The following is a 4631-nucleotide window of genomic DNA, read 5'->3' as shown; positions in this document are numbered from 1 at the left end:
GATTTATAACGACCGGGTGTCTTCAAAACCCGCCAATCCGCGAAGACGGGTTAACACAAGGTTAATCACGATCGCGAAAGACCGCGCTCGCGACTTTGAGCGTACGTGATCTGCTTGCAGAACGTTGACGGCACGTTCTCCGGTGAATGCACGCTCGATGAGCGCGCGCAAGCTAAAGCACCTCGACGCAAACTTCCCTGAGATGCGGTGCGATAAAAATATCAGATTACGACCAGCAAACGCAGCGTGGCATTGTATCGAATGCTCCGTTCGCCGACGAGCGCCATCGCCTCGACTTTCGCGCCGGCGTCATTGTAGGTACCGAGAAATCCGATGTGTTGGACCCGGTTCGAAAAGGGGCGCGTGGTAGGCGTGTGTTCCTGGCTTGTCATCCTGCCTTGCCAGTGCCCGTCGGTGCATTCGTAGTTGCCGGTGTAATAGACGTATGCGTCGCCGCCATGCAGTTCGCCATCGCGGAGTACCAGGACCCCGCTGACGTCGCCGTCCCCTCCGTTGATCGCAGTGGCGCTTAACGCGTAGAGACCGTTCTTGATCATGTTCGTAGTCCGCTCGAGGCAAAGAATTCAACAACCGATGAATAGTCGCTACATGACCCTCGGGATTCGACGGAGGCTATGCGCCAGAAAACAGGCGGGGCCGCTTCTGGAATACGCGAAGCGGCCCCTGATCGCGCAATACGCTGAGACCTGTGAAAACTCACAGTTGGCTCGTCGCGCGACTATGGGCACGCTAGACCTGTTCTGATCGACGGCAACGAAACTCGCAAATTAAGCTTTCGTATTAAGCTTGATGCTGCTGCTGGAACCGCCTGACATCTTACGCTTTCGCCGCGCCGATCGTGTCGGCCATCTCGGCACCGCGCGCGCCGATCGGCTTGTTGCCGCCCTCGGTCGTGTCCTCGGCGGTCTGGTGCTCGATCTCGGCATTCAATTCCGCACCCGTCAGGATGACGATCGTCGACATCCACATCCACATCATCAGGCCGATCGCCGCGCCGAGCGAGCCGTAGGTCGCGTCATAGTGTGCATAGTTGGCAAGGTAGAAGGAAAGCAAGGCGGAGCCGGCGAGCCAGGCCATGCACGCAAACAGGCTGCCGACGGTGATCCATTTCCACTGCGGCGCGCGCCGGTTGGGCGCATAGCGATAGAGCACGGCAAGCGCCAGCAGCGTCAGGACGATAAGCAGCGGCCACCTTCCGTAGCGGATGATCGCGTCGGTCACCGCACTGAGGCCGATTGCAGAGAGGAGCAGCGGCAGGGCGACGATCGCGCCGATCGCGACCAGCACCGCGACCAGGCCGCCGAGGGTGAAGGCGAGCGAGACGGCGTTGAGCTTGAAGAAGCCGCGTTCCTCCTTCTCCTCATACGCCACGTTGAGCGCATCGATCACCGCCTTGGCGCCGCCGTTGGCGCTCCACAGCGCCAGGAGGAAGCTGAACGCGAACGCGGTCCCGAGCGTGATGTCGCCCTTGGAAAGCACGCGATCGACTTGTTCCCGGACGATGTCCATCGCGCCGTCCGGCAACATCACTGCCAGCGAGGCGAGATGGCCGTTGACGGTGCTGGCGTCGGCGAGCAGGGCGTAGCAGGAGACCAGCGCGGTGATCGCCGGGAACAGTGCCAGCAGGCCGTAGAACACGACACCGGCCGCGACCGCGAGCAAGCGGTCCTCGTTCATCTCGTGACAGGTGCGAAGCAGGATGTCCTTCCATCCCCGCCAGGGGATCTGCCACGGAGTGACGGCGCTCCGTCCGCGGCCGTCGTCGCCTTCATCGGTGGCTTGCCGGGACCGCGAAGCAGCCTCGGGCTTTGCGCCGGAAGCGTTGCGGGGGTCTTGTCGCGGATCGAGATATCTCAGATTGGCCATGGCGCCGCTCGTTGCAGGAGATAATTCCTCCAACTCGCTCCTGTTCCTGGACGGCGCCCCTACAGCAACTCTGGGGCCTCCGCCGCGATCGCATCGCCGGCACTGACGGTGCCACCGGTGATTACCTCGGCATAGATGCCGCAATCGGCATGGCCGAGCCTGCGCTGCAGCGCTTGCGGGATGGCGAGGTCGCGCTGGGCGGTGTCGGGATCGACATTGACGGCGGCGCAGCGGACGATGCGCTTCACGATCCTGAGCCTGACCTGGCCGATTGCCAGCGTGCGGTCGAGCAGGTCGAACTCGTGCCAGGCCGGCCAGCCCTCGACATAGAGATTGGCGCGGAAGCGAAGCGGATGGACCGCTGCGCCGACGATGTTTTCGATGGCGCGGACGCTGGCGAGGTTGATGATGGAGACGACCTTGCGGGCGACGTCCGAAAAGCTGTGCCCGGGGCTTTCCAGCACTTTTGGCCGGCCCTTGATCTGGCCGGCAAAGGCGGTGGCGAAGAATTTCTCGATTGTCTCCCGGCCTTCGGCCGTCGTCAGGTCGCCCTGGACCGCGATCTCGCCATCGCGACGAATCGTCAGGACGTGGCTGGCGTCGTCGTAATGGGTGCGCAGGCCGGCCAGCCATTCGTCCCGCATCAGCATCAGGAAGTGCGGTTTCGCCAGCCATTTCGGCTCGGCCGGGTCGAAGCCGGACGGGCCGTTCTCGATGGCGTAGCGACGGTCCGCCAGCACGGTCTGTCCCGGCGTGAGTTCGGCCCGGGCCAGTTGTTCCGGGGTCAGGCCCTTGACGGGGTAGCGGTAGATTTCGGCGATCCTGGCAGGGGTTATCTCTGGCATGCCGCTTCTTAAAGGATTCCCTTTGCATGTGCCATTGTTCCCAAAATTGCGGCAGGAACCTCTTCCGTTTTGCCCGCCAGTGCCCACATTTGCGTCAAGCCTGAAAACAGGGCGACGACCCGCGGCCGGTTGAGGAAAGTCAATGCGGTCCGCGGATACCCCAATGAAGATGCCGCAATCATGCCTCAGGGGTGAGGGCGGCAGGCCGAGGGAATCCAAACATGAATATTGAGAAGTACACCGAGCGGGCGCGCGGCTTCATCCAGTCTGCGCAATCGCTCGCCATGCGCGACGGACACCAGCAATTCTCGTCGCTGCATGTCTTAAAAGTCCTGCTTGACGACAGCGAGGGTCTGGCCGGCGGTCTGATCGACCGTGCCGGCGGTAACTCCCGCGCCATCCTCAAGGCCACCGAGGATGCGTTGAAGAAACTGCCGAAGGTCTCGGGAAGCGGCGCCGGGCAGATCTATCTCGCCCCTGACATGGCGCGCGCCTTCGACGCGGCGGAAAAGGCCGCTGAAAAGGCCGGCGACAGCTTTGTCACGGTCGAGCGGCTGCTGTTGGGCCTGACGCTGGAGAAGAACGGCGAGGCCGGCGGTATCCTGAACAAGGGCGGCGTCACGCCGCAAAATCTCAACGCGGCGATCGAATCGCTGCGCAAGGGCCGTACAGCCGACAGCGCATCGGCCGAGAATGCCTATGACGCGCTGAAGAAGTATGCCCGCGACCTCACGCAGGCGGCGCGCGACGGCAAGCTCGATCCCGTGATCGGGCGCGACGAGGAAATCCGGCGCACCATCCAGGTGCTCTCCCGCCGCACCAAGAACAATCCCGTGCTGATCGGCGAACCCGGCGTCGGCAAGACCGCCATCGTCGAGGGCCTGGCGCTGCGCATCCTCAATGGCGACGTGCCCGAGAGCCTGAAGGACAAGAAGCTCCTGTCGCTCGACATGGGCGCGCTAATCGCCGGCGCGAAATACCGCGGCGAGTTCGAGGAGCGGCTGAAGGCCGTGTTGCAGGAAGTCACCGCGGCCGAGGGCTCGATCATCCTGTTCATTGACGAGATGCACACGCTGGTCGGCGCCGGCAAGGCCGACGGCGCGATGGATGCGTCCAACCTGCTCAAGCCCGCGCTGGCGCGCGGCGAATTGCACTGCATCGGCGCGACCACGCTCGACGAATACCGCAAGCATGTCGAGAAGGATGCCGCGCTGGCGCGGCGCTTCCAGCCGATCTTCGTCTCCGAGCCGACGGTCGAGGACACCATTTCGATCCTGCGCGGACTGAAGGACAAGTACGAGCAGCATCACGGCGTCCGCATCACGGACTCCTCGCTGGTTGCCGCCACCACGCTGTCGAACCGCTACATCACCGACCGTTTCCTGCCCGACAAGGCGATCGACCTCGTCGACGAGGCGGCGGCGCGGCTGAAGATGCAGGTCGATTCCAAGCCGGAAGAGCTCGACCTGATGGACCGGGAAATCATCCGTCTGAAGATCGAGCAGGAGGCGCTGAAGAAGGAAACCGACATCGGTTCCAAGAGCCGCCTGCAGGCGCTGGAAAAGGAACTGGCCGATCTCGAGGAGAAATCGGCCGCACTGACGGCGCGCTGGAGCGCGGAGAAGAACAAGCTCTCCGATGCCCAGAAGCTGAAGAGCGAACTCGACACCTTGCGCATTGAACTTGCCGACGCCCAGCGCCGCGGCGAATTCCAGCGCGCGGGCGAGCTTGCCTATGGCAAGATCCCCGAGCTGGAAAAGCGGCTCGACGATATTGAAGCCAAGGAGGATGCCGGCGAGATGATGGAGGAGGCGGTCACCGCCAACCACATCGCGCAGGTGGTCTCGCGCTGGACCGGCGTGCCCGTCGACAAGATGCTGGAAGGCGAAAAGGACAAGC

Annotated in this window: 4 protein-coding genes; 1 reads left to right on the top strand and 3 read right to left on the bottom strand. The window is 63.2% G+C overall.

Annotated features, from left to right (window positions below):
- Nucleotides 1–221: 221 nt before the first annotated feature.
- The 3 genes from V7E26_RS29270 to V7E26_RS29260 all read right to left on the bottom strand — a co-directional run bounded on the left by V7E26_RS29270 (nucleotide 222) and on the right by V7E26_RS29260 (nucleotide 2732).
- Nucleotides 222–557 (bottom strand): GrlR family regulatory protein, encoded by a 336-nt coding sequence (locus tag V7E26_RS29270; protein ID WP_324422867.1) that lies wholly within the window; start codon nucleotides 555–557, stop codon nucleotides 222–224.
- Between the two features lie 280 nt (nucleotides 558–837).
- Nucleotides 838–1887 (bottom strand): YihY/virulence factor BrkB family protein, encoded by a 1050-nt coding sequence (locus V7E26_RS29265; protein WP_324422866.1) that lies wholly within the window; start codon nucleotides 1885–1887, stop codon nucleotides 838–840.
- Between the two features lie 59 nt (nucleotides 1888–1946).
- Complete coding sequence (locus V7E26_RS29260) at nucleotides 1947–2732, bottom strand: MOSC domain-containing protein (RefSeq protein ID WP_324422865.1); 786 nt, start codon at nucleotides 2730–2732, stop codon at nucleotides 1947–1949.
- A 221-nt stretch (nucleotides 2733–2953) separates the two neighbouring features.
- On the opposite strand from V7E26_RS29260, the gene V7E26_RS29255 reads away from it, so the two are divergent.
- The coding region (locus V7E26_RS29255; RefSeq protein ID WP_324422864.1) for a Clp protease N-terminal domain-containing protein at nucleotides 2954–4631 on the top strand (1678 nt) is incomplete at its 3' end.

The organism is Bradyrhizobium sp. (assembly GCF_036735945.1).
GTDB lineage: Bacteria > Pseudomonadota > Alphaproteobacteria > Rhizobiales > Xanthobacteraceae > Bradyrhizobium.
This window is presented reverse-complemented; position numbering and strand designations above follow the sequence as displayed.